Origin of the sequence: Amycolatopsis sp. WAC 04169 (assembly GCF_003947535.1) — a bacterium.
Classification (GTDB): domain Bacteria; phylum Actinomycetota; class Actinomycetes; order Mycobacteriales; family Pseudonocardiaceae; genus Amycolatopsis; species Amycolatopsis keratiniphila.
In genome coordinates, this window is the sequence record NZ_QHJI01000010.1 from 258,747 (window position 1) to 281,243 (window position 22,497).

The 22,497-nt window shown below is 68.9% G+C and carries 19 protein-coding genes; 11 read left to right on the forward strand and 8 right to left on the reverse strand.

Annotated features, from left to right (window positions below):
* Positions 1–5: 5 nt before the first annotated feature.
* Both glpK (DMC61_RS28595) and DMC61_RS28600 read right to left on the reverse strand, forming a co-directional pair.
* Positions 6–1,523: a glycerol kinase GlpK gene (gene glpK / locus DMC61_RS28595; RefSeq protein ID WP_125692820.1), complete on the reverse strand. Its 1,518-nt coding sequence runs from the start codon at positions 1,521–1,523 to the stop codon at positions 6–8.
* Between the two features lie 11 nt (positions 1,524–1,534).
* The gene (locus tag DMC61_RS28600) at positions 1,535–2,356 is read right to left on the reverse strand and encodes an MIP/aquaporin family protein (protein ID WP_125692822.1); all 822 of its coding nucleotides are present in this window, start codon (positions 2,354–2,356) and stop codon (positions 1,535–1,537) included.
* 151 nt (positions 2,357–2,507) lie between these two features.
* Between DMC61_RS28600 and DMC61_RS28605 the strand changes: the two genes are divergently transcribed.
* From DMC61_RS28605 to DMC61_RS28625, 5 genes are all read left to right on the forward strand, one after another.
* The gene (locus DMC61_RS28605) at positions 2,508–3,275 is read left to right on the forward strand and encodes an IclR family transcriptional regulator (protein ID WP_125692824.1); all 768 of its coding nucleotides are present in this window, start codon (positions 2,508–2,510) and stop codon (positions 3,273–3,275) included.
* A gap of 13 nt (positions 3,276–3,288) precedes the next feature.
* The gene (gene glpK, locus DMC61_RS28610) at positions 3,289–5,241 is read left to right on the forward strand and encodes a glycerol kinase GlpK (protein WP_125692826.1); all 1,953 of its coding nucleotides are present in this window, start codon (positions 3,289–3,291) and stop codon (positions 5,239–5,241) included.
* Positions 5,242–5,416: 175 nt separating this feature from the next.
* A complete protein-coding gene (locus DMC61_RS28615) occupies positions 5,417–5,686 on the forward strand; it encodes a hypothetical protein (RefSeq protein ID WP_125692828.1) in 270 nt (89 codons plus the stop codon).
* Between the two features lie 355 nt (positions 5,687–6,041).
* Complete coding sequence (locus tag DMC61_RS28620; RefSeq protein ID WP_233594986.1) at positions 6,042–7,532, forward strand: metallophosphoesterase family protein; 1,491 nt, start codon at positions 6,042–6,044, stop codon at positions 7,530–7,532.
* A gap of 79 nt (positions 7,533–7,611) precedes the next feature.
* Complete coding sequence (locus DMC61_RS28625) at positions 7,612–8,418, forward strand: serine hydrolase (protein ID WP_199750128.1); 807 nt, start codon at positions 7,612–7,614, stop codon at positions 8,416–8,418.
* Here DMC61_RS28625 and DMC61_RS28630 read toward each other — a convergent pair.
* On the reverse strand, positions 8,375–9,010 hold the full coding sequence (locus DMC61_RS28630; RefSeq protein WP_125692832.1) for a MerR family transcriptional regulator: 636 nt from the start codon (positions 9,008–9,010) through the stop codon (positions 8,375–8,377). The two genes, DMC61_RS28625 and DMC61_RS28630, sit on opposite strands and share 44 nt — an antisense overlap.
* Before the next feature lie 344 nt (positions 9,011–9,354).
* On the opposite strand from DMC61_RS28630, the gene DMC61_RS28635 reads away from it, so the two are divergent.
* The 4 genes from DMC61_RS28635 to DMC61_RS28650 all read left to right on the forward strand — a co-directional run bounded on the left by DMC61_RS28635 (position 9,355) and on the right by DMC61_RS28650 (position 12,511).
* On the forward strand, positions 9,355–10,218 hold the full coding sequence (locus DMC61_RS28635) for an alkaline phosphatase family protein (protein WP_125692834.1): 864 nt from the start codon (positions 9,355–9,357) through the stop codon (positions 10,216–10,218).
* 232 nt (positions 10,219–10,450) lie between these two features.
* Positions 10,451–11,440, forward strand: coding sequence for a PD40 domain-containing protein (locus DMC61_RS28640; protein ID WP_125692835.1), 990 nt, complete (start codon positions 10,451–10,453; stop codon positions 11,438–11,440).
* Between the two features lie 9 nt (positions 11,441–11,449).
* Positions 11,450–11,998 (forward strand): cysteine hydrolase family protein, encoded by a 549-nt coding sequence (locus tag DMC61_RS28645; protein ID WP_125692837.1) that lies wholly within the window; start codon positions 11,450–11,452, stop codon positions 11,996–11,998.
* A gap of 12 nt (positions 11,999–12,010) precedes the next feature.
* The gene (locus DMC61_RS28650; RefSeq protein ID WP_125692839.1) at positions 12,011–12,511 is read left to right on the forward strand and encodes a VanZ family protein; all 501 of its coding nucleotides are present in this window, start codon (positions 12,011–12,013) and stop codon (positions 12,509–12,511) included.
* Here DMC61_RS28650 and DMC61_RS28655 read toward each other — a convergent pair.
* The 4 genes from DMC61_RS28655 to DMC61_RS28670 form a co-directional block, all read right to left on the reverse strand.
* Positions 12,475–14,166 carry an NAD(P)/FAD-dependent oxidoreductase gene (locus DMC61_RS28655; RefSeq protein WP_125692841.1) on the reverse strand — a complete coding sequence of 564 codons (1,692 nt, stop codon included), beginning with the start codon at positions 14,164–14,166 and terminating at the stop codon, positions 12,475–12,477. The genes DMC61_RS28650 and DMC61_RS28655 overlap by 37 nt on opposite strands.
* Complete coding sequence (locus tag DMC61_RS28660; RefSeq protein WP_125692843.1) at positions 14,163–14,918, reverse strand: carbon-nitrogen hydrolase family protein; 756 nt, start codon at positions 14,916–14,918, stop codon at positions 14,163–14,165. The genes DMC61_RS28655 and DMC61_RS28660 overlap by 4 nt, the downstream gene beginning before the upstream one ends.
* 118 nt (positions 14,919–15,036) lie before the next feature.
* A complete protein-coding gene (locus DMC61_RS28665) occupies positions 15,037–17,073 on the reverse strand; it encodes an acyltransferase family protein (protein ID WP_125692845.1) in 2,037 nt (678 codons plus the stop codon).
* A 469-nt stretch (positions 17,074–17,542) separates the two neighbouring features.
* A complete protein-coding gene (locus DMC61_RS28670) occupies positions 17,543–18,106 on the reverse strand; it encodes a DinB family protein (RefSeq protein ID WP_125692847.1) in 564 nt (187 codons plus the stop codon).
* 92 nt (positions 18,107–18,198) lie between these two features.
* On the opposite strand from DMC61_RS28670, the gene DMC61_RS28675 reads away from it, so the two are divergent.
* Positions 18,199–19,146, forward strand: coding sequence for a YafY family protein (locus tag DMC61_RS28675; RefSeq protein ID WP_125692849.1), 948 nt, complete (start codon positions 18,199–18,201; stop codon positions 19,144–19,146).
* A gap of 130 nt (positions 19,147–19,276) precedes the next feature.
* Here the strand turns inward: DMC61_RS28675 and DMC61_RS28680 are convergent, their stop codons facing one another.
* Positions 19,277–21,094 (reverse strand): NAD(P)/FAD-dependent oxidoreductase, encoded by a 1,818-nt coding sequence (locus tag DMC61_RS28680; protein ID WP_125692851.1) that lies wholly within the window; start codon positions 21,092–21,094, stop codon positions 19,277–19,279.
* 157 nt (positions 21,095–21,251) lie between these two features.
* Here DMC61_RS28680 and DMC61_RS28685 point away from each other — a divergent pair, with 157 nt between their 5' ends.
* Positions 21,252–22,454 (forward strand): GAF domain-containing protein, encoded by a 1,203-nt coding sequence (locus DMC61_RS28685; RefSeq protein ID WP_125692853.1) that lies wholly within the window; start codon positions 21,252–21,254, stop codon positions 22,452–22,454.
* Positions 22,455–22,497: the final 43 nt, after the last annotated feature.

Genomic DNA, 22,497 nt, shown 5'->3' on the forward strand with positions numbered 1-22,497 from the left:
CGGGCTCACTCGACCTCGACCCAGTCGAGCGTGCGGCCGACGGCCTTCTGCCAGCCCGCGTAGCCCTCGGCGCGCTGTTCGTCCGTCCACGACGGCTCCCAGCGCTTGTCCTCGTTCCAGTTCTGTTCCAGCTCGTCGGTGCTCTTCCAGAACCCGACGGCGAGCCCGGCCGCGTAGGCGGCGCCGAGCGCGGTGGTCTCGGCGACCACCGGCTTCGACACCGGCACGCCGAGGATGTCCGCCTGGAGCTGCATGCAGAGTTCGTTGGCGGTCACGCCACCGTCCACACGCAACACGTCGAGCGTGACGCCGGAGTCGTTCTGCATGGCCTCGACGACGTCGCGGGTCTGGTAGCAGATCGCTTCGAGCGTCGCCCGCGCCAGATGCGCGTTGGTGGTGGCGCGGGTGAGACCGACGATCGCGCCGCGCGCGTCGGAACGCCAGTACGGGGCGAAAAGCCCGGAGAACGCGGGGACGAAGTAGACGCCGCCGTTGTCCTCGACCTGGCGCGCGAGGCTCTCGCTCTGGGACGCGCCGCTGATGATGCCCAGCTGGTCGCGCAGCCACTGCACGGCGGAACCCGTGACGGCGATGGAACCCTCCAGCGCGTACACCGGCTTCTCGTCGCCGAACTGGTAGGCCAGCGTCGTGAGCAGCCCGTGCTTCGAGCGCACGACCTCGTGCCCGGTGTTGAGGAGCAGGAAGTTGCCGGTGCCGTAGGTGTTCTTGGCCTCGCCGGGACGGAAGCACACCTGGCCGACCGTCGCCGCCTGCTGGTCGCCCAGCACGCCGGTGATGGCGACCTCGCCGCCGAGCGGGCCGTCCGCACGGGTCACGCCGAAGCGGCCGTTGTTCGACGACGGCGCGATCGACGGCAGCATCTGCTTGGGGACGCCGAAGAACGACAGCAGTTCGTCGTCCCACTCCAGCGTTTCCAGGTCCATGAGCATGGTGCGCGACGCGTTGGTCGGATCCGTCACGTGCACGCCGCCGTCGGGCCCGCCGGTGAGGTTCCAGATGAGCCAGGTGTCGGTGGTGCCGAAGAGCGCGTCACCCTTTTCGGCGTCTTCGCGGACGCCCTCGACGTTCTCCAGGATCCACTGGAGCTTGCCGCCGGAGAAGTAGGTGGCGGGCGGCAGACCGGCCTTCCGCCGGATGACGTCGCCCTTGCCCTCGCGTTCGAGCGCCGAGGCGATCCGGTCGGTGCGGGTGTCCTGCCACACGATGGCGTTGCAGTACGGCCGCCCGGTGCGGCGGTTCCACACCACGGTGGTCTCACGCTGGTTGGTGATGCCGAGGGACGCGAGGTCCGCAGCGGTCAGCTTCGCCTTGTTGAGCGCGGTGGCGATGACCGAGCGGGTCCGCTCCCAGATCTCGGTGGCGTCGTGCTCGACCCAGCCCGGCTTGGGGAGGATCTGCTCGTGCTCGAGCTGGTGGCGGGCGATCTCGTTGCCGCCGTGGTCGAAGATCATGAAGCGCGTGCTGGTGGTGCCTTGGTCGACGGCGCCGATGTAGTCAGGCATGGTTTCTCTCCTTAGGAAACGCGCTCGATGTCTTTGGCGGGCAAGGCTTCCGGTGCCGGTTCGGCGGGCAGGTAACGCTCGATGAAGAACTTGTAGATCGCCCCGCCGATGACCGCGCCGATCACCGGCGCCACGATCGGGATCCACCAGTACGGATAGCCGTATTGGTCGGTGAACGCGGTGTCGTAGCCGGTGAGCCAGGACATCAGCCGCGGGCCGAAGTCGCGGGCTGGGTTGATCGCGTAGCCGGCGTTGGTGCCCCAGGCCATGCCGATCGCGACCACCAGGAAGCCGACGACGACCGGGGCGAGGTTCGCGGCGGGCGCGGTGTTGCGGAGGTCGGTGATGGCGAAGATCACCAGCGCCAGAATCGCGGTGCCGATGATCTGGTCGCGGAAGGCGCCCCAGTCACCCACCGGCAGGGTTCCGTTACCCGGAAGAGTGGAGAACACGCCCTGGGTCTTGATCGTCAGGCCGGGGTCCGCGGCGTTGAGCACCTCGGCGTAGTTCCAGCGCACCAGCAGCGCGCCGAGGAACGCGCCGGCGGTCTGCGCCAGGGCGTACGGGGCGACCTTGCGCCACGAGAAGCCTTTGAACACCGCGAGCGCCACGGTGACGGCGGGGTTCAGATGCGCGCCGCTGATCCGTGAAGCCACGTAGATACCCAGCGTGACACCGATTCCCCACGCCCACGCGATGCTGTCGTGGTCCCCGATGCCCGCGGCGACGACTTGGGCCACCACCCCGCAGCCGAACAGGATGAGGATCATCGTCCCGACGAACTCCGCCGCCAGTTCGCCCGCCAGTCCGCGAGCCTTGAGGTTTCGCACCATTGCTTCCTCCACAAAGGACACCGTTGCCCTGTTGAGGCCGAAGTTAAGTTCGGGGAAACCCGGGGTCAACGGACGCGGGTCGGCATTGTCGAACGTCCGAAGACGATGTTCGACATTGTCGAATCGGGGCCGGTCGGGCTACGGTTGGGCCGTGCCCGGTCCGATCCAGTCCATCGAGCGCGCCGCCGCGATCCTGCGGTTGCTGGCGCGCGGTTCCGGCCGTCTCGGGGTCGGCGAGATCGCCGATTCCCTCGAACTCGCCAAGGGAACGGCGCACGGGATCCTCCGCACCCTGCAAGGGGTCGGCTTTGTCGAACAAGACCGCGACAGCGGGAAATACCAACTGGGCGCGGCGCTCCTGCACCTCGGCACGAGCTACCTCGACGTCAACGAACTCCGCTCCCGTGCGATCAACTGGGCCGACGCGCTGGCCGCGCGCAGCGGCGAGGCCGTCCGCATCGGCGCGCCGCTGGAGGGCCGGGTCCTGGTGGTGCATCACGTGTTCCGGCCCGACGACAGCCTGCAGACGCTCGACGTCGGCACACTTCTGCCGTTGCACGCGACAGCGCTCGGGAAAGTCCTTCTGGCCTACGACACCGGTCTCGTGGCATCGTTGCGCACCGGCGGACCGGAGGCCTACACCCGCCGGACACTGGTCACCCAGACCGCGATCAAACGCGCCTGCGGCAAGGTGCGCGAGGCGGGCTGGGCGAGCGAGAACGGCGAGATGATCACCGGCGAGGCCGGGATCGCCGCGCCGATCCGCGGCCACGGCGGCATCGTGGTCGGCGCGATCGGGGTCTCCGGCGCGGCGGAACGGATCTGTGAAGCCGACGGCAGCCCGATCCCGCGGCTGCTCGGCCACGTGCGCGACGCGGCACGGGCGGTCTCCCGCGATCTCGGCGCGTCCCGATGGTGATGGAGGTGCTCGCGTGGTCCAGCGCTATGTGATGTCGATCGACCAGGGCACCACCTCGACCCGGTGCATCCTGTTCGACGCGCGCGGCAGGCTGGTGTCGGTCGCGCAGCGCGAACACACCCAGCATTTCCCGCGTCCGGGCTGGGTCGAACACGACGCGACGGAGATCTGGCGCAACGTCGGCCGGATCGTGCCGCAGGCGCTGGCCGACGCCGGCGTCGAAGCCGGGCAGGTGGTCGGCCTCGGCATCGCCAACCAGCGCGAGACGACGGTGCTGTGGGACAGGCACACCGGCAACCCGGTCGGACGGGCGATCGTCTGGCAGGACACCCGCACCGACGCGATGCTCGAACACCTCGCCCGCGAGCCCGGCGCCGACCGCGTCCGGCGGCTGTGCGGGCTGCCGCTGGCCACGTACTTCTCCGCGCCGCGTATCCGATGGATGCTCGAACGCACCCCTGGCCTGCGGGAACGCGCCGAACGCGGCGACGTCCTGTTCGGAACGGTGGAGAGCTGGCTGATCTGGAACCTGACCGGCGGCCCCGAGGGCGGCGTCCACGTCACCGACGTCACCAACGCCTCGCGCACCATGCTGATGAACCTGCGCACGCTGTCGTGGGACGACGAACTGCTGGAGTTCTTCGACGTCCCGCGCGCGATGCTGCCGGAGATCCGGCCGTCGACCGAGGTGTACGGGACGACGTCGCGGGTGGTGCCAGGGATCCGGATCGCGGCGGCACTCGGCGATCAGCAGGCGGCGCTGTTCGGCCAGACCTGCTTCGCGCCCGGCGAGGCGAAATGCACGTACGGAACCGGCAGCTTCCTGCTGCTCAACACCGGTCCGACGCCGGTGCTCTCGGCCCACGGCATGCTGACCACCGTCGGGTTCAAGATCGGCGACGAGCCCGCCGTGTACGCGCTCGAAGGGTCGATCGCGGTCACCGGCTCACTGGTGCAGTGGTTCCGCGACGGGCTCGAACTGATCGGCAGCGCTCCCGAGATCGAGACGCTGGCGCGGACGGTCGAGGACAACGGCGGCTGCTACATCGTGCCCGCCTTCTCCGGCCTGTTCGCGCCGCACTGGCACAGCGAGGCACGCGGTGTGATCGCCGGGCTGACCTCGTACATCACCAAGGGGCATCTGGCCAGGGCCGTGCTGGAGGCGACGGGCTGGCAGACGCGGGAGGTGGTCGACGCGATGAACGCCGACTCCGGGCTCGCGCTGTCGACGCTCAAGGTGGACGGCGGGATGACCGCCGACAACCTGCTGATGCAGTTCGTCGCCGACGTCCTCGACGTGCCGGTGGTGCGCCCGATGGTCGCCGAGACGGTGTCGCTGGGCGCGGCGTACGCGGCCGGGTTGTCGGTCGGTTACTGGCCGGACCTGGAGGGTCTGCGCCGGAACTGGCACCGCGCCGGGCAGTGGCTGCCGACGATGGACCCCGCCCGCCGAGACAGTGAGTACTCGCACTGGCGTCAGGCCGTGGAGCTGACCTTCGGCTGGATGCGCCCCGGCCCGACGGCGGCTCCCCCGGGCTCCGACCTGGTCGAGGTCGTCCTGGCCGATCACCGCCGGATCGAACAGCTGTTCCGGGACCTGCGCAACGACGAGGCCGACCGTCCGGCGCTGATCGCCGAGCTCTCGGCGTCCTTGGTCGCCCATGCGACCGCGACGGAGCGGATCGTCCGTCCCGATGCGACGGAGAGCGGGCTCGCGGACGAGCTGCTGGCCGTGCTGGAGTCCGCCGACTCCGAGAAGGCATTGGCAGCGCTGGAGAATTCGGTGGACGCGCATATCCGCGCGGAGGAACGCGGGTTGCTGAACGAACTTCGGCGCACACTGTCCACTTCGGATCGCACCGGCCTCGGCCGGGCGTTCGTGGCCGAGCGGCAGCGGCAGCTGGACCTCGACTGCGGCTCCGCCGAGCACGTCCGCGAACAAGGTTCCCGGCTGCGCCTCTCGTGACGTGCTAGCCTGTCGCCGTGCGCCGCTTTTCCCGACTCCGCTTTTCCCGACTCGTAGTCAAGCGCGCCGGCTGAACCAGGTCGCCGGCGCGCATTCCGGCGACCCCTCGATACGGGGCATCTCCCGGGACCTGGCCCTCCATGGCCTGTACGTTTTCCCGCCTTTGGAGACCACGATGTCGATCACCGCTTTCCAGGTTCCCTCCCCCCGCTCGTCCATGCTGGTCCGCCGCCGGATCGCCACGTACTTCGTCGGCGGCGTCGAACAGATCCCCGGCCTGCTCGACGCGCTCGGCTGCCTGGTCCACGACCTGTCCGTCGACGTCCGCGACGGCGTCCGGGAAAGCACCATGACCTGCGCCGTCCTGATCGACGCCGCCGAGGTCGAGCCCCTGCTGGCCAGGCTGCGCGACCTGCCTTCCGTCGTCTCTTCGGAACCGGTCTGACCCGAAAGCCCGCAACTCGCGTGATCGGAGACGCAACTCGCGTGATTGGGAGGCGATCACGATGCACGCCCTCCAATCACGCGTGATCGCTGTTCAATCACGCGTGTGCGCCGTCTGATCACGCGTGATCGCCGTTCGGGCACAAAATCCCCTATGCCCGGAGTCACTTGCACGGTTCCGTGCAGCCGGTCATCGGACGGCCCTACACCTCTTGACTTAGTTAAGAAGCCTTCTTAACTTCGATTTCATGGCCGAAACTCCCCGAAACAGCAGGTCCGAAGCCTATCGTCGACTCAGCCTGGCCGAAAAACACGACAATTTCGTCAAGCGGTATTCGCGGCGGACCCTGTTCCGAGTGGGCGCGGTGGGCGGGGCGGCACTCGCCGCCGGCGGCGTCCTGCTCCCGGGTACGGCCGCGGCCTCCCCCGGGCCGATGGTGCTGCTCAACGCCGACAAGGTCGCCGGTTCGGCGCTGCGGCCGTTCGGGCGGCACATCGCCTACGGGGCCGACCCGTCCCAGCAGGTCGTCGTCTCCTGGCAGGTGCCCGCGGCGGTGACCGCGCCGTTCGTCCGGATCGGCACCGTACCGGGCGACTTCAGCCCGCCCATCCAGGCCGAGGCCCGGGCGCTGACCAGCCAGATGTCCTGGCAGCATCCGGTCGAGGAGATCCCGCCGAACAGCCCGAAGTCGATCACCCAGTACTACCTCCACGCCCGGATCGACCGCCTCCTGCCCAACACCACGTACTACTACGTCGTCGGGCACGAGGGCTACGACCCCGCCGCCCGGCTCGGTGAGATGGCGAGTTTCCGCACCGCCCCCGCCCCGGGCGGTGATGGCACGTTCACCTTCACCGCTTTCGGCGACCAGGGCGTCGGCTACAACGCCGTCGCGACCAGCAGCCTGATCGCGGGCCTCGACCCGGCCTTCCACCTCGCCATGGGCGACCTGAGCTACGCCCTCGAAGGCGAAGGCGGGCACCCGGAGGAAGACCAGTACGACGCGCGGCTCTGGGACTCCTTCTTCGTGCAGAACGAACCGGTCACCGCCGGGATCCCGTGGATGATGGCGCTCGGCAACCACGAGATGGAGGGCTGGTACTCCGAGGACGGTTACGGCGGCGTGCGGGCGCGCTTCACCATGCCGGACAACGCCTGGGACGGCTCCACCTGCATCTACTCGTGGCGCTACCAGAACGTCGGCATGATCAGCCTGGACGGCAACGACGTCTGCTACAACAGTCCGTCCAATCTGGACTACACCAAGGGCAAGCAGCTCAACTGGCTCGGCAAGACGCTCGCGGCCTTCCGCGCCGATCCCACGATCGACTTCATCGTCGTCTACTGCCACCAGTGCACGTATTCCACCTGTCATTCCAACGGCGCCGAACTCGGCGCACAGAAGGACTGGGCACCGCTGTTCGACAAGTACCAGGTCGACCTGGTGCTCAACGGCCACAACCACATCTACGAACGCACCGACCCGATCCGGGCGGGCAAGGCCGTCAAGAAGGTGCCCTCGCGCGGGACCACGAACCCGGTCAAGGACGGGACCACCTACATCACCGCGGGCGGCGGTGGCGGCAGTGTCTCCGAGTTCCCCGCGCCCGACACGTACCTCGGTCACGAGACGAGCAACGACTCCCCTGTCCCGATGAAGTACTCGGAACGGGACGGTCAGGATCGCACCAAGAAGGTCACCTGGTCCCGGGTCCGGTTCCGTGGCTACAGCCTGGTCGCGGTCGACGTCATCGCGGGCACGGGCACCACACCGCCCAAAATGGACGTTCGCGCGATCAGCGCCGACGGCACGCTCGTCGACCAGATCATCGTGCAGCGTTCCTGACCTGCGGCTCTTCCTCTCGTTACAGAGTCATGACATGAACAAGACGGGGTCACGATGATCGTCTCTGAACATCGGCACCATGTTCGACCAACGAACCAGGCCCATCGCGGTGCCCGGCGCGAACCGGCGACCACGACTTCGCGTGACGATCCTGATCGCCGTCCCGGTGATCGCCGCGATCCTCGGCTACGTGATCTTCCAGTCCGTCGCGGAAAGCCGTCCGGTTCCGGAAAGGCGCGACGCCACCGTGGTCTTCGACCGCACCTCGGGCGAGCAGGTGGTCGCCGAGCGGGGCTCGGAAAGGTTCCGCACGGCGTCGGTGGTGAAACTGTTCATCGCACTGGACGCCGTCACCCGCAAAGCGAGCAAGGCCGACGAAGCCCAGCTCCACCGGATGCTGGCGAAAAGCGACGACGCCGTCGCCAACACGCTCTGGACCAGGAACGGCGGCCCCGCGATCGTCACCAGGACGGTGGCGGCCGCGGGCCTGCAGAACACCACCCCACCCGCCGACGCCGGCCGCTGGGGCGACACACTGTCCACAGCGGACGACATCGCCGCGGTGTACCGCCGCATCCTCAAGCTGCCGAAGGCCAAACGGGACGTCATCCTCGCGCCCCTGCGCCAGGCGAGCCGCATCGCGGCCGACGGGTTCGACCAGCACTTCGGCATCCCTTCGGCCTTCGGCGACCGGCCATGGGCCGTGAAACAGGGCTGGGCGGCCGGGCGCGGCTCGGTGGACGCGCACACGACGGGGCTCGTCGGTGAAGGCGACCGCTACATCGTCGTCATCCTGTCCGGTTCCGCCGAAGGCACCGGTCTCGACGCCGCGACGGCCGCGGTCACCTCGGTGGCCAGGGCCCTGGCTCCACGACTGGGAAAGTAACCTCGGCCGCGTTTTCCACGGCGATTTTGAAAGCGCTTACAAGAAGGTCGGCGAAACAGGCTCGCGGAGCCGCCGAGCCACCGTCCACTTGGGTTTTCAGCGCGGCCAGCTGGTCACCGGCCAGCGGCGTGACCCGGTCCATGAACTGCCCGAGGAACCTCAGAGCGGCGACGGGCGGGATCCCGGCGACGGCGAGGTCCGCCACCGCGCGCGAAACCGACGGCCGCACGACCGCCAGGGCTCCCGTGCCGTCCCTGCCGAGCACGCCGTGGCGCTCCAGGCACCGGGCGACGGTGGGCTGGTCGCGGGCGATTTCCACCATCGCCGCGTCCAGCTGCTCGGCGCGGTCCACTGTGGTCGTTCCGAGCATCGCGGCGATGGACACCAGGTTGAAGCCCTGTTTCTGCAGCATCGTGATGCGCCGCAGACGCCGCAGATGGGCCGGCCCGTAGTAGGCGGACCTGCCGTGCCGGACCGGCGGGGCGAGCAGGCCCCGCGTCTGATGGGCCCGGATATTGCGCGCCGACATGCCGACGATCGTGGAAAGTTCTTCGATCGTGTATCCGGCCGGCCTCGGCGAAAAGGACTTCACGGCGACAGCTTAACCAATGGTCGGATGAGTACACCACAGCGCCGGGGCAATGGCAGTACCACTGTCAACCGGCTGAATCAGCGAGTGGCCATAAGTTCATCGGTTCCGGGCAACGAACACAAGGTCGGCGGCTGGTTTACATGGTTTCGTGCCAAGCAATGCCGGTTTTGGGGTGTTCCACACTCCCCGATTACTCCAGTCAGGCGATCTTGATGGGCCGATGACTTGGTTGCCGTTTAAATGCACCAGAGACATCCGATGTCTCGACTCTGTCGACGCCCGCGGAGCGCCGCTGAACCCGATGGTTGGTCGTCAAAGTTTCAACCTTTTCCCAGGAGGTTTCCATGTTCTGGAAACGGATCGCGGTCGCGGCCGTGGCCGCGACCGGTTTGGCCACGGCACTGGTGGTGTCCCATCAGGACACTCCCGCCGCCGCGACAGAACCCGCCGCGGCGAAAGTGCCCGCGTTCGACCACATCGTCCTCGTGATGTTCGAGAACAAGGACTACAAGGAGATCAGCGGCAGCTCCAAAGCGCCGTACTTCAACAAACTCGCCTCGCAGGGCGCCAAGTTCACCAAGGCGTACGGTACGACGCACCCGAGCCAGCCGAACTACATCGCCCAGTTCGCGGGTTCGACGCACGGTGTCGACAGCAACAAATGCCAGGATCTCGGGAACAAGGAGAACCTCGCCTCCCAGCTGGCGGGGATCGGCAAGAAGTTCGTCGGTTACGCGGAAAGCATGCCTTCCGACGGCTACACCGGCTGTACGAAGGGCAAATACGCCCGCAAGCACAACAGCTGGGTCAGCTTCAGCAATGTGCCGTCGTCGGCGAACAAAAGGTTCTCGTCGTTCCCGAGCGACTTCACCAAGCTGCCCCATGTCGCTTTCGTGACCCCGGATCTGTGCAGCGACATGCACGACTGTCCGGTCGACACCGGTGACAAATGGCTGAAGGACAACCTCGACGCGTACGCGCAGTGGGCCAAGACGCACAACAGCCTGCTGATCGTCAATTTCGACGAGGACAGCGGGACGTCGGTGAACCAGATCTTCACGACGTTCGTCGGCGCCCACGTGAAGCCGGGCAGCTACAGCGAATCCATCAACCACTACTCGATCCTCCGCACGATGGAGGCGGCGTTCGGCCTGCCGGGCATCGGAAACGCGGCCAACAAGGCGCCGATCACGAGCGTGTGGCAGTAATCGGGTGAATCCCGCGGGCGTGTCCACTGTGGACGCGCCCGCGGGCGGCCACGCCGGGTGCGGAAAATGCCCTTCGCCGAGACCCAGCGACGGTGTCGCGAAAGCCACTTTCGGGACGTCTGATGTCCCGAAAGTGGCTTTCACGACACGTCTTGACCATGAGGCGCGCCATGATCCGGACCTCGCCTCACCCCTCACCAGTTCTTTCGGTTCCCCGCAGGAAGGCACGACCGTGAACACCCGCACCCGCGTCCTGATCGCCGTCACCGGAGTACTCACGCTGGCCGCGGCCGCCGTGGTGTACGTCGGGGCGGCGAGCGCGCGCAACCAGGGCACCGCGTCGGCGGGCACCAGCGACGCCGTCACCCTCGACGGCGGGCGGTTGCTCTTCCGCAGCACCGCCGACGCCGACCGCGGGCACGTGTCCAGCGTCAGCGCCGCCGACCCCGGAGGCGCACGGGCGGTGTCGACCGTGTCCTGCAGCCGGGTCTACGCGGCGGGTGGCACGGGGATCTGCCTGCGACCCGAAACCGGCTTGACCACCTACCAGCTCGCCGTGCTCGACAGCCGGCTCGCGGTCACGCAGGAGATCCCGCTGGTCGGCCTGCCCAACCGGGCGCGGGTCTCACCCGACGGCAAGCGGCTGGCGTGGACGGTGTTCGTCACCGGCGATTCCTACAACGGCGGCCGGTTCTCCACCCGTGCCGGCACCCTCGACCTCACCACCGACAGCGTCGAGGGCACGCTGGAGGACTTCGCCGTGACCGTGGAGGGCAAGCCGTACAAGGCGGCCGACTTCAACTTCTGGGGCGTCACCTTCACCCGGCGGCCGGGCCGGTTCTACGCCACCATGTCGACCGGGTCCCACCGGTACCTCGTCGAGGGCGACTCGGCCGCCCGGACCGTGAAGACCTTGCGGGACAACGTCGAATGCCCGTCCCTCTCCCCCGACGAGACCCGCGTCGCCTACAAGGCCGCCATCGACGGCGATCCCGCGAAGGGCTGGCGGGTGTCGGTGCTCGACCTCGCGAGCGGCACCGTGACGCCGCTGGCGGAGACGAGGAACGTCGACGACCAGCCCGCGTGGCTCGACGACCGCACCGTCGCCTACGCCCTCCCCCGCACTCAAGGACATTCCGACGTCTGGGCCGCCTCCGCCGACGGCTCGGGTGCGCCGCGGCTGCTGATCCCGGAGGCCGAGTCACCCGCCGCACTGCCTTAGGCTGCGGGCATGAGGGCCGCGCTGCTGATCGTCGACATGCAGGAAATGCTCGTTCCCCTGGTCTGGCGTGGCGAGGAACTGGCGGCGCGGATCGCCGCGCTCGCCAGGAAGGCCCGCGAGAACGGGGTCCCGGTGATCGCGCTGCGGCAGATCGGCGCGCCCGGCACCGACTTCGACCCGGCGTCGCCGGGCACCCGGGTCAGCGCGCTGCTCGGCCTCGAACCGGTCGACTTGGTGGTCGACAAGACCGCGACGGATTCCTTCTACCGCACCGGGCTGGCGGGGCTGCTCGTCGACCGCGGCGTCGACACCGTGGTGCTGACCGGGCTGGCCACCGACTACTGCGTCGACGCGACCGCCCGGTCCGCGCAGAGCCACGGCCTGGACGTCGTGCTGGTCGCCGACGGCCACGCTCCCTCGGCCGACGGCGACCCCACCACCGGGCTGACCGCCGAACAGGTCGTCGCCCGGCACAACCTGCTCCTGAGCACAGCGATCCATCCCGGTGGACGGCTGCGTGTGGTGCCGTCGGCGGAGGTGGAGTTCACCGGCCCGTAGGATCGGCGGGCCATGATCACGAACTTCCTGCTCGACCACTCCGCCCTCGTGCCGGTGGCAATCCTGCTGGTGGCGCTCGTCTGCGCCGTCCTGGGCCACCTGTTCGCGGGCAGGCATCGAGTCCTCTGGACGCTCGCGGGAGTGGCGCTGGTACCGGTCGTCGCGCTGACGCTGGTGCCCACCCGGCACACGATCGACGAGATCCTGTGCACGGTCCAGTTCTCCCTGCCCACGCTCGGCTCGGTGGAACTCCTAGCCAACGTGGCGCTGTTCCTGCCGCCGGTCTACTTCGCCGCGCTGGCGTCCCGGCGCCCTGTGACGATGCTCGTGGCGGGCTCGGCGCTGTCCGCGGTGATCGAGGCCCTGCAGGCGTTCGTACCCGCGATCGGCCGCGCCTGCGACACCAACGACTGGCTGATGAACACCATCGGCGCCCTTCTCGCGGCGGGTATGGCGTGGCCGGCAGGCCGCCGCGCTCAGTCGGGCAGTTCCACGGGCGCGATGTCGTCGTAGACGTCGCCGGGCCCCGGGTTCGCCGGATCCGTCTCCCCACCGAAGTGGTGCAGGACGCCCCAGACCGCGTTGAGAGCCGTCTGCACCGCGCCTTCGGCCCAGCCCGCCGTCCAGGAGACGTCGTCGCCCGCCAGGAAGAGGCCGCGGTGACGCTCCTCCAGCCGGTCCTGTTTGAAGTGGGTGAACAGCCGGTGCTGGTAGCGGTAGTGGCCGGGCAGGTTGGCCTTGAACGCGCCCATGAAATGCGGTTCGGCCTCCCAGGACACGGTCACCGGGTCGCCGATGATGTGCCGCCGGACGTCGACGCCGGGGTAGATCTCCTTCAGCGACTGCAACATCACCTCGACCCGCTCGGACACCGAAAGCGGCAGCCACTTCAGCGAATCGTCGGCCCAGGTGTAGGACAGGCAGATCACCGCGGGCGCGTCCGGATCGTCGCCGAGCAGGTAGGTGCCGCGCGGCATGCGGTCGGTCAGCGTCATGCTCATCGTGTCGCGACCGGTCTCCGGGTCCTTGTCCAGCCAGAACGGCCGGTCCACCGGGACGAAGACCTTCGAGGACTCCATGTAGTGCGTGCGCTCGATCGCCGTCCAGTGGTCGATCGGGAACAGCGCCTCGTCGCATTCGATCTTCGACAGCAGCATCCAGCTCTGCGCGGTGAACACCGCCGCCGGGTAGGTGCGGATGCGGCCTTCGGTGTCGGTCACGGTGATGTTGTTCGGCGCGGTCCGGTGCAGCCGGGCGACGCCGGGGTTCGGGCTCCCGCCGTGCAGCGAGCTCAAACTCGTTCCGGCGGGCCAGAACGCGATGTCCTCGGGCGCGTGTTCCCACAGCCGCAACGGAAGCCGCCTGCTGCCGCCGACGATGCTGCGGTGCTCGTCGTCGGCGCCGGTGTAGACCACCCGCAGGATCTCCAGGATGGAGTTCGGGAAGTCGGTGTCCCAGCCGCCGGTGCCGAAGCCGACCTGCCCGAAGATCTCGCGGTCGCGGAACGAGGCGAACGCGGGCGAATCGCAGAGGAAACCGTAAAAGGTTTGGTTGTCCAGCTTCGGGACGAGTTCGTTCCACAGCCGCTTGATCGTCTTCACGTCGCGGTCGCGGATCGCCTTCTGCATCTCGGTGAACGCCGCCTGCTCGGACAGCGTGCTGTCCCACGCGGCCGCGACCTTGCCGAAGACGGCGGGGAGTTCGTCCGCCGTGCGCGCGTAGTGGCTCTCCCCCTTGAGGTCGACGACGGTGCTCGGCGTGCCCGGTGCCAGCGGGTTCGGGAACGGCGTGGTCTCCAGGCCGACCTTGTCGATGTAGTGGAACAGCGCGGTCGACGCCGGCGGGAAGCGCATCGCGCCCATCTCCGCGACGACGTCGTCCGGGCAGCCGGGGAAGTTCACCGTGCGCAGGCGGCCGCCGATCTCGGCGATCTCGTACACGACCGGGCGCAGCCCGAGTTTCATCAGCTCGTACGCGGTGACGATGCCCGAGAGACCGCCGCCGATCACCGCCACCTCGGTGCCGTGCCGCTCGGCCGGGAGGGAGCCGAGCCCGGCTGGGTGGGCGAGGAAATCGTCGTAGGCGAACGGGAAGTCGGGGCCGAACATGGTGATCGGGCGGTCGGCCGGTTCGTCGTGGTGGATCGCGGTCGGGAGGGCGGAGGTCATGCGGGAAGTCCTCGGTACAGATCGGGCCGTCGGTCGGCCAGGTGGGTGTTCTCCAGCCGCGACGCGACGAGCGCGTCACGGGTCGCTTCGGCGCTGATCAGCTCCGGGCCGGCGCCCGCTCGGGCGAGTACCTCGCCGGTCGGGGCGACGACGCAGGACCGGCCGCAGTAGGTCAGTTCCTGTTCGGTGTCGCACCGGTTCGCGTACGCGACGTACAGCTGGCTCTCGTAGGCGCGGGCGGGCACCAGTGTGTCCGCGACCAGTTCGTACGGGCTCATCAGCGCGGTCGGCACCACGAGCAGTTCGGTCCCGGCCAGCGCGTGCGCCCGCACCAGCTCGGGGAACTCGACGTCGTAGCAGATCAACAGGCCGATCCGGAGACCGTCGAGTTCGGCCTGCACGACCGCCTCGGCGCCCGGCTCGAACCAGTCGCGGTCGATGTCGCCGAACAGATGCGTCTTGCGGTAGTTCGCCAGGCGTCGTCCGTCGCGGCCGATCAGCTGGACGCTGTTGTACACGCGGCCGCCGTCGGATTCGGGGTATCCGTAAGCCAGCGCGACGCCGGATTCCCTTGCCAGCGCGGACATCCGGGCCGCCGTCGGACCGTCGGCGGGTTCGGCGAGCTCATGCGACCGGGCGCCGATGTGGTAGCCGGTCGTGATCATCTCGGCGGCGATCACGAGATCGGCGCCCGACGCCTCGACGGCGGACGGCAGCTCGGCGTACGAGCCCTGGTGGACGGCGACCCTCATGCCGACGACGATATCCGCCGTTTCGATGCACCGATAAGGGCGAATCGTTGCGCAAGAGATTGACAGACCAGCGATTCAGTGCGGTATCGCGCAACCCAGCGGAGATCTGTTGTCTGGATCACCCGCCCGGCGGTGGCTCCTCCGCGTGATCGTCCGCCCAGCCGAGCGCCTCGGTGATGGCCTTGTCCGCGATGGCCGACATCGTCGACATGTAGGTACCGCTGACGTGGTTGTCGTCGAGGTAGACCAGCACGTTGCCGATCACCGGCGGGCAGACCTCGGCCGTGCAGAAGTAGTCGCTGAAGTCGACGAACCGCACGTTCGGCGGCAGATCCTGGAGCGTCTCGTACGGCGGTTCCGCGGCATAGAGGTCGTAGCGCGGCGTGGCGCACTCGGGCGCCTCCGCGCCGCGGCTCTCGACGCACGCGGACGGCGACTGGCCGAAGCGCGGGTTGTCCCGCACCGCCAGCACCGGGATCCCGGCCTCGTCGACCTTGCGCCACTGCGCGATGTAGCCGGCGGGAACCCGTTCTTCGACACCGACCTTCACGTCCCTGGTGCCGATCGTCATCACCGCGTCGGGACGGGTGGTGACGATTTCGTCCACCACGGCGGTGTTCCAGTCGATACAGGACTGGTCGCCCGGTACGGCGTCGGAGTCGGTGGAGAACGGGCAGCCACCGCGGAGGATCGACGTGACTTCCCAGTTCTTCTTCTCGGCGATCGGGAGGAGAGCGCCGAGGAACTGCCCGGCGTGCGAGTCGCCGGCGACCACGATCCGGCGAGTGGGATGCCCCGTGGTCTGCGACGTACAGATTTCGAGATCGGCGTTGCGCGGCGAGGTTCCGCACCGGGCCGGGTCGAGCCCCGCCCAGTCCTCGGACACCGCGACGAACGACGGCACCAGCGCGGCGTAGGCGGCACCCCAGTACGTGAACCCTTCGGTATGCGCGAGCGCGCCGGGATGGTCGGGATCGTCGACCGCGATCGAGTAGTTCTCCGCCTGACTCACGCTCACCCACTGCCAGGCACCGGTCGCGGCGAGCACGGCCGCGAGCGTCGCGGCACCGAACCGGTAGGCGCCCCAACGGTTCCCGGCACCGATCGCGGATACGCGGACCGGCTTTTCGACCAGGTGATGGGTCAGCACGGCGAGGACGAACGCCAGCGCGATGATCACCGCGCCCCCACGCAGGCCGACCTCTTCGCGGTCACGCGCGACGAGGTAGAAGACCAGGACCGGCCAGTGCCAGAGGTAGAGCGCGTAACTGAGGTCGCCCAGGTACTTCAGCGGGCGGCTGCTGAGGAAGCGGTCGGCGCCGGCTTTGAACGCGGTGTCGCCCGCGAGGATCACCAGGGCGGCCGACAGCGTCGGCCAGAGCGCGAGATAGCCGGGAAAGACCGTCCCGACCTGGAGCACCAGCCCGCAGGAAACGAGCCCGGCGACCCCGGCCCAGCCGAACACGATCCGCGCCGGCCGGGGCACCTGGACCCGGTCGATGAGCAAGGCGAGCAGGCCACCGAGCGCGAATTCCCACACCCGCGTCAGCGAATCGAAGTACGCCAGCGGCTGATCGGCCGCGGTCAGCCACACCGAGTACGCGAGCGAGGCCGCGAACACCACGCCGAGCACGCCGGTGAGCATCTGGCCGACGTTGCGCTTAGCTCGTTTGGCGATCAGGAGCACCAGGCCGACCAGCAGCGGCCAGACGACGTAGAACTGCCCCTGGATCGACAACGACCAGAAATGCTGGACGACACTCGCCGAGTTGTGCTGGGCGAAGTAGTCGGCGGAATCCGCCGCCAGCTGCCAGTTCTCCAGGTACAGCGCGGAGGCGACGACCTCCTTGATCGTCTGGAACCAGCGGTTCTGCGGCAGCAGCACCATGCTCACCGCGACCACCAGCATCAGCACGGTGAGCGCGGCCGGGAACAGCCGCTTGATCATCCGGCCCCACATCGGCCGGTACTCGATCTTCCCCCGCGACGCCGCGCGGTAGAGCTGACCGGTGACGAGGAACCCGGAGATCAGGAAGAACGCGTCGACGCCGCCGGAGATCCGGCCGAGCCACACGTGGTAGACGACCACCAGCACACACGCGAGCGCCCGCAGTCCCTGGATTTCCGGGCGGAACCGCCGCTCCGTCTCCCGCACACAACCACCACCATGATCACCTGCCGCCGACGGGCCGGGACCCTACGGCAGGAAGCTGTGAGCAAGCTATGCCCCCTCGTGAGTGGCGAGGACGGTCAGAGCCAACCGTGTCCTGGATACCTACTGGCGGTCTTGCGTGACTGGAGGGACGACACACGTGATCAGACGGACGACACCCGTGTCTGGGCGGACGACTCACGGCGAAGGCTTTGCCACGGCCGTGTCGTCCATCTGATCACGAGTGTCGTCCGTCGGATCACACGTGCCGTCCGTTCAATCACGCGAAGCCCGTTCGGCAAAGGTGGTCGTGAGGGGCGATTCGGGTCAGAGCCAAGGCGGGACTCGCGTGATCAGGGACGTAACTCGCGTGCTTGGACGCCGCACTCACGTGTTCCGCCCCTGAGCACGCGAGATCCGCCTTCAATCACGCGAAATCCGGCTTCGATCACGTGAGTGCGGCGCCCGAGGGTCAGGTCGACTTCTGGCCGTCGATGCTCTCCCGCAGGATGTCGGCGTGCCCCGCGTGCTGCGCGGTCTCGGCGATGACGTGCGCCAGCACCCGGCGCACGCTGCGCACCGAGCCCGGCGGGTTCCAGGGCGCCTCCGGCAGCGGATGCGTCGCGGAAAGGTCCGGGATCGACGAGACGATCTCCTTCGTCCGCGCGGCCACCTCTTCGTAGCGCGCGAGGATCCCCGCGAGGGTGTCGCCGGGCAGCATCCTGAAGTTGTTCTGGTGGTCGATCGCCCACTGCGGGAACTCGCGGGCGGTCCCGGCGCCGATGTCGGCCCAGGTGACGCCTTCCGGCAGGTCGTAGGTCATCGCGGACGGACCCTCGACCACGAAACGCAGCCACATCTCCTCGATCGAGGCGACGTGTTTGACCAGCCCGCCGAGGCTCAGTTCGCTGACCGTCGGACGCTCGTCGAGCTGCTCGTCCGTGAGCCCCTGGACGGTGGTGGTCAGCGCGGCGCGGACGGTGTCGAGGGCTTCGAGCAGGTCGGCGCGCTCGGCGTCGAGGATGGTGGCGGTCATCGGGCCCTCCGTGTTGTCGTTTTCTGGCACGACACGACTCTCGCAGGGGTAGAGGACAGGTTGTGGCCGCTACTGGAGGCATCATGGAAAACATGCCGAAGACCTCCGCGCGACTGCTGTCGATGCTCTCGTTGCTGCAGGCCCGCCGCGACTGGCCGGGGGCGCTGCTGGCCGAGCGGCTGGACATCAGCCCGCGCACCGTGCGGCGCGACGTCGACAGGCTTCGCGAGCTCGGCTACCCCATCGCGACCATCAAGGGGCCCGACGGCGGATATCGGCTCGACGCAGGATCCGAGTTGCCGCCGCTGCTGTTCGACGACGATCAGGCGGTCGCGCTGGCCGTCGCGCTCCAGATCGCCACCACCAGCGGCGCGGGGATCGAGGAGGCGGCGATGCGGGCGCTGCACACGGTCCGGCAGGTGATGCCCTCCCGGCTGCGGCGCCGGATCGACACGCTGCGGGTCACCGCCGTCGAATCACCCGCGAGCCGGTCGGAGCCCCGCGTCGACGGCGATGTCCTGCTCGCGCTCGGCGCGGCGGTGCACGCCCGAGAGGTCCTGCGATTCGACTACGCCGACGCGCGGCGCCGGGCCGAACCGCATCACCTCGTCACCTGGCACGGCCGCTGGTACCTCGTCGCCTGGGATCTGGATCGCGCGGATTGGCGCACCTTCCGGGCCGACCGGATCTCTCCGCGCACCCCGACCGGCCCGCGGTTCACGCCGCGCGAACTGCCGGTCCCCGATGTCGCCACCTTCGTCGCGAGCCGGTTCCGTGGCGCGTCCGAGTCCGGCGAATGGCCGTGCCGCGGGGAAGTCGTCCTCGATCTCCCGGCGGCCACGGTGTCCCACTACGTCCGCGACGGTGTCGTGGAGGAACTCGGGCCGGATCGGTGCCGTCTGGTGCTGGGCTCGTGGTCGTGGGCCGGGCTCGCGGCGAGTATCGGCCGGTTCGACGCCGACATCGAGGTCGTCGGTCCTCCCGAACTCCGGGAGGCGTTCGCCGTGCTGGCCCGCCGTTACGCGAAGGCCGCCCGCTGAACACGGGTACGACGCCGGGGACCGCCCAGGGTCTGGAGGCGGTGCCCGGCGCCGTCGACCGCCCGTGGTCCGGGGGCGGCGCCCTCCGGTGCCGGCCCGCCCGGGGTCCGGCACCGAAGCCTCTGGGCCGTCACGACTTGTGGTGCACCTCCTGGAGCCCGTACACCGGCGTCGGGATGCCCTCGTAGCGCGCTTTCAGTTGCAGCGCCAGGTAAAGCGAGTAGTGCCGCGACTGGTGCAGGTTCCCGCCGTGGAACCACAGACCTTCCTTCTGCGTGGGCTTCCACATGTTGCGCTGCTCGCCCTCCCACGGCCCGGGGTCCTTCGTCGTCCCGGAGCCCAGGCCCCAGCATTTGCCGACGAGGTCCGCGGTCTCCTGCCCGACCAGGTCCGCGACCCAGCCGTTCATCGAGCCGTAGCCGGTGGCGTAGACGACGAGGTCCGCCTTCAGTTCCGTGCCGTCGGACAGCACCACCGCGTCACGGGTCAGATGGTCGACCTGGCCATGGGCCAGCTTGATCTTCCCGTCGGCGACCAGTTCCGACGCGCCGACGTCGATGTAGTAGCCGGAGCCGCGCCGCAGGTACTTCAGGAACAGACCGGATCCGTCGTCGCCCCAGTCGTGCTGGAACCCGGCCGCCTCCAGCCGCGCGTAGAAGTCCTTGTCCCGCTCACGGATCGCGTCGTACACCGGGATCTGGAACTGCGGCATGATCCGGTACGGGATCGACGCGAAGATCATGTCCGCCTTGTCGGTGGTGATCCCCGAGCGCACCGCGCGTTCCGAATAGAGGTCACCGAGTCCCAGGTCCATCAGCGAATCCGACTTCACCACATGCGTCGACGACCGTTGCACCATGGTGACGTCGGCGCCGTGTTCCCACAGTGCCGCGCAGATGTCGTGCGCGGAGTTGTTGGAGCCGACCACGACCGCCTTCTTGCCGGCGTAGGAATCCGGGCCGGGGTGCTGGGACGAATGGTGCTGATCGCCCTCGAAGTCGTCCATTCCCGGGAACGACGGGAGATTCGGCTTGCCGGACATCCCGGTCGCGAACACGACGTGCCGCGGGGTGAGCACCAGTTCCTCGCCCTCACGGACGACGGTCACCAGCCACTGCCGCGCTTCCTCGTCCCAGGACGCCGAGGTGACCTCGGTGCTCGTCCAGTACGGCACCTCCATGAGCCGCGTGTACATCTCGAGCCAGTCGGCGATCTTGTCCTTGGGCGCGAACACCGGCCAGTTGTCCGGGAACGGCAGATAGGGCAGGTGGTCGTACCAGACCGGGTCGTGCAGGCAGAGGTTCTTGTACCGCTTGCGCCACGAGTCGCCGGGCCGCTGGTTGCGTTCCAGGACGAGCGTGGGCACGTCGAGCTGCCGCAGCCTGGCGCCGAGCGCGATGCCACCCTGGCCGCCGCCGATGACGACGACGTACGGCTGCTGCTCGTAGCCGAGCCGGGTCTGTTCCTCCTCGCGCTTCTCCGCCCACGACTTCCGGCCACGGACGACGCCGTGCTCGACGCCCTTCGGCCGCTGCTCGTTGCGACGTTCCTCGAACCCTTTGAGCTCGCGCAGACTGGTCAGCAGGGTCCAGGCGCCTTCGTCCTTCAACCTCAAGTGGCCCTTCGCACGACCGGTCGCGGTTTCGAATTCCAGCCAGGCTTCGGTCACACCATCGGCTTCGGTCGGCGTCTCGGTCGTGCGGAACCCGGAGGGGTCGATCCGGTCGAGGCAGTCGCCGAGCATCCCGGCCACCTCGTCGCGACCTTCGACCGTCTTGATCGTCCACGTGAAGGCGACCAGGTCACGCCAATAACTGTCGACGGCGAAAAGCGCCGCGGCGGCTTCGACGTCGCGAGCGGCGAGGGCCGATTCGAATCGGCTCAGCCAAGCGTCCACCCGAGCCTGCGGCGAGTTCGTCGCCTCGATCCGGTCCACCGTCTGTGTCATGGCCACTCCTGAACTTCGGCGTTCGGCTGTTACCCCGATCACACGCCGCGGGCGGGTGGAGCGGCAAGGGTTGCAGCGAGTTGCAGCGCGGCCTCATGGCGCGTCCCGTCCACCGGTCCTATGCTGGTCAGTCGACGCGATGGTGCGGAGGTGGCCCGTGGTCGTGCACAGCTCGGTTCCGCCAGGCGCCGACCTGCCGATGCACGCCCGCGACCTGATCCGCATGCACGAAGCCGTGATCGGCGGCGGCCGTCCCCGGGTCCGGCCGCGGCCGCTGGTGTCGCGTTCCTGGTCGCGGATGCTGAGCCTGGGGCTCGCCGCCGACGGGGTGAACACCCGGGATTCGGTGCCGCTCGACGAGGTCACCCGTCGTCGGCGCGCCTCCCCGCTGCGGTTGGTCGTGGAAGACCTCGGGCAGGTGGTCGGCGCGACGGCCGACACCGCGAACATGCTCCTCGTGGTGACCGACGCCGACGGCATCATCCTCTGGCGGGTGGGTTCGCCCGCCGTGCGGCGCCGGGCCGACACCCTCGGCTTCACCGAAGGCGCCGTCTGGACCGAGACCAGGGTCGGCACCAACGCGATCGGCACCGCGCTCGCCGAGGCCGCGGCGGTGGAACTGCTCGCCGGTGAACATTTCGAGCAGGGCCAGCATCCCTGGTACTGCACCGCGTCCCCGGTGCACGATCCGCGCACCGGCGAACTGCTCGGCGTGATCGACGTCAGCGGTCCCGCGCTGACGTTGCATCCGGCGATCGGCGCGCTCGTGGAGACCGGGCGGCGCCTGGTCGAATCCGAACTCTGGCGGCACCACCAGCAGGGGCTCGACCGGTTGCGCCGGACCGCCGAACCGGTGGTGACCGGCGTGGGCGGCCCGGTCCTGCTGGTGGACGACGACGGCTGGGTGGCCCACTCCGCCGGCGTCGCCTCCGGCGCGCGGATCGCCGCGCCGTCGGAAGGACAGATCCTCGCCGTGCCCGGGCTCGGCGCCTGCCTGCCCGAGCGGCTGACCGAAGGCTGGCTCGTCCGCCCCGCCGACACCGCGCGCCGGGTCCGGCTGGATCTCGAACTCGGGCACGCGCCGATGCTGCGGATGGCGTCGGGCGACGTCGGCTGGGTCCGCACCGTGACACCACGGCACGCGGAGATCCTGGTGCACCTCAACACGGCAGGCCTGGCAGGGCTTTCGGCCGAGGCGCTCAGCAGGGCGCTCTACGGCGACGCCGAGCATCTCGTCACCGTCCGTGCCGAAGTTTCCCGGCTACGACGACTACTGGGGGCCATTGTGGACACCCGGCCGTACCGGCTCGCGGCGGGCGTCACCCTGACCGTCCATAAAGGACTCGAAGTCGGCGGCTGAACCGCGTCCGGTTGCCGGACGATCAGTCCGGGTACCCCGCGCG

Coding starts and splice junctions, on each gene's coding strand:
- glpK (WP_125692820.1), bottom strand. CDS start 1,523: ATGCCTGACTACATCGGCGCCGTCGACCAAGGCACCACCAGCACGCGC.
- DMC61_RS28600 (WP_125692822.1), bottom strand. CDS start 2,356: ATGGTGCGAAACCTCAAGGCTCGCGGACTGGCGGGCGAACTGGCGGCG.
- DMC61_RS28615 (WP_125692828.1), top strand. CDS start 5,417: ATGTCGATCACCGCTTTCCAGGTTCCCTCCCCCCGCTCGTCCATGCTG.
- DMC61_RS28625 (WP_199750128.1), top strand. CDS start 7,612: ATGTTCGACCAACGAACCAGGCCCATCGCGGTGCCCGGCGCGAACCGG.
- DMC61_RS28635 (WP_125692834.1), top strand. CDS start 9,355: ATGTTCTGGAAACGGATCGCGGTCGCGGCCGTGGCCGCGACCGGTTTG.
- DMC61_RS28645 (WP_125692837.1), top strand. CDS start 11,450: ATGAGGGCCGCGCTGCTGATCGTCGACATGCAGGAAATGCTCGTTCCC.
- DMC61_RS28650 (WP_125692839.1), top strand. CDS start 12,011: ATGATCACGAACTTCCTGCTCGACCACTCCGCCCTCGTGCCGGTGGCA.
- DMC61_RS28655 (WP_125692841.1), bottom strand. CDS start 14,166: ATGACCTCCGCCCTCCCGACCGCGATCCACCACGACGAACCGGCCGAC.
- DMC61_RS28660 (WP_125692843.1), bottom strand. CDS start 14,918: ATGAGGGTCGCCGTCCACCAGGGCTCGTACGCCGAGCTGCCGTCCGCC.
- DMC61_RS28670 (WP_125692847.1), bottom strand. CDS start 18,106: ATGACCGCCACCATCCTCGACGCCGAGCGCGCCGACCTGCTCGAAGCC.
- DMC61_RS28675 (WP_125692849.1), top strand. CDS start 18,199: ATGCCGAAGACCTCCGCGCGACTGCTGTCGATGCTCTCGTTGCTGCAG.
- DMC61_RS28680 (WP_125692851.1), bottom strand. CDS start 21,094: ATGACACAGACGGTGGACCGGATCGAGGCGACGAACTCGCCGCAGGCT.